Origin of the sequence: Pseudomonas sp. Pse1 (genome assembly GCF_024519635.1) — a bacterium.
Lineage (GTDB): Bacteria > Pseudomonadota > Gammaproteobacteria > Pseudomonadales > Pseudomonadaceae > Aquipseudomonas.
This window is the reverse complement of record NZ_JALJRO010000051.1, coordinates 1-1699: the sequence shown is the minus strand read 5'-3', so window position 1 is coordinate 1699 and position 1699 is coordinate 1. Positions and strand designations below refer to the sequence as shown.

The window sequence follows — 1699 nt, the reverse complement described above, 5'->3', positions numbered from 1 at the left end:
ACACCGCACCGATCCAAGGCGACGACGTCTACAAAGACGGCGGCCCGCTGAGCGTCACCATCGACAGCGCAACCGTGAAGGATCAGGCCTTCGAAGATCTGCAGTTGAGCAAAGAGCCAGGTGTCGTACAGATCAATGACACCACCGACACTGTGACCGTCAGCATCGCCGGTAACGGCGACGTATTCGAAAACGCCAACCCGACGTTCACTGTCAGCATCAACAGAGCTCTCGCCGACGACTTGACCGTCAAGCTGAGCAATGGCGGTACGGTTACCGTCAAAGCCGGTGATACCAGCGCGATCTACACCGCGCCAATCCAGGGCGATGACGTCTACAAAGACGGCGGCCCGCTGAGCGTTACCATCGACAGCGCAACCGTGAAGGATCAGGTCTTCGAAGACCTGCAACTGAGCAAAGAACCAGGTGTAGTGCAGATCAACGACACCACCGACACCGTGACCGTCAGCATCGCTGGCAATGGTCCTGTGTTCGAAAACGCGAATCCAACCTTCACCATCACCCTCAACCAGGCGTTGAAGGATGATCTGACCGTCAAGCTGAGCAACGGCGGCACGGTTACCGTTAAAGCCGGTGATACCAGCGCGATCTATACCGCCCCAGTTCAAGGCGATGACGTCTACAAAGACGGCGGCCCGCTAAGCGTTACCATCACCGAAGCGACTGTTAAGGATCAGGTCTTCGAAGACCTGCAGCTGAGCAAAGAACCAGGCGTGGTGCAGATCAACGACACCACCGACACCGTCACCGTCAGCATCGCTGGCAATGGTCCTGTGTTTGAAAACGCAAACCCGACTTTCACCATCACCCTTAACCAGGCGTTGAAGGATGATCTGACCGTCAAACTCAGCAACGGTGGCACCGTCACTGTTAAAGCCGGTGATACTTCGGCGATTTACACCGCACCGATCCAAGGCGACGACGTCTACAAAGACGGCGGCCCGCTGAGCGTTACTATCGACAGCGCAACCGTGAAGGACCAGGTCTTCGAAGACCTGCAGCTGAGCAAAGAACCAGGCGTGGTGCAGATCAACGACACCACCGACACCGTCACCGTCAGCATCGCTGGCAATGGTCCTGTGTTCGAAAACGCCAACCCGACTTTCACCATCACCCTCAACCAGGCGTTGAAGGATGACCTCACCGTCAAACTCAGCAACGGCGGCACCGTCACTGTTAAAGCTGGCGATACTTCGGCGATCTACACCGCCCCGATCCAAGGCGACGACGTCTACAAAGACGGCGGCCCGCTGAGCGTTACCATCACCGAAGCGACTGTTAAGGATCAGGTCTTCGAAGACCTGCAGTTGAGCAAAGAGCCAGGCGTGGTGCAGATCAACGACACCACCGACACCGTGACCGTCAGCATCGCTGGCAATGGTCCTGTGTTCGAAAACGCCAACCCGACTTTTACCATCACCCTCAACCAGGCGTTGAAGGATGATCTGACCGTCAAACTCAGCAACGGTGGCACCGTCACTGTTAAAGCTGGCGATACTTCGGCGATCTACACCGCCCCGATCCAAGGCGACGACGTCTACAAAGACGGCGGCCCGCTGAGCCTGACTATCACCGACGCCACTGTGAAGGACCAGGTCTTCGAAGACCTGCAACTGAGCAAAGAACCAGGCGTGGTGCAGATCAACGACACCACCGACACCGTGACCGTCAGCATCGC

1 protein-coding gene is annotated in these 1699 nt (G+C 57.1%); it reads left to right on the top strand.

Features of this window, described 5'->3' with window-relative positions:
- On the top strand, positions 1-1699 hold a 1699-nt coding region (locus NR126_RS28285; RefSeq protein ID WP_372827626.1), incomplete at both ends, for an immunoglobulin-like domain-containing protein.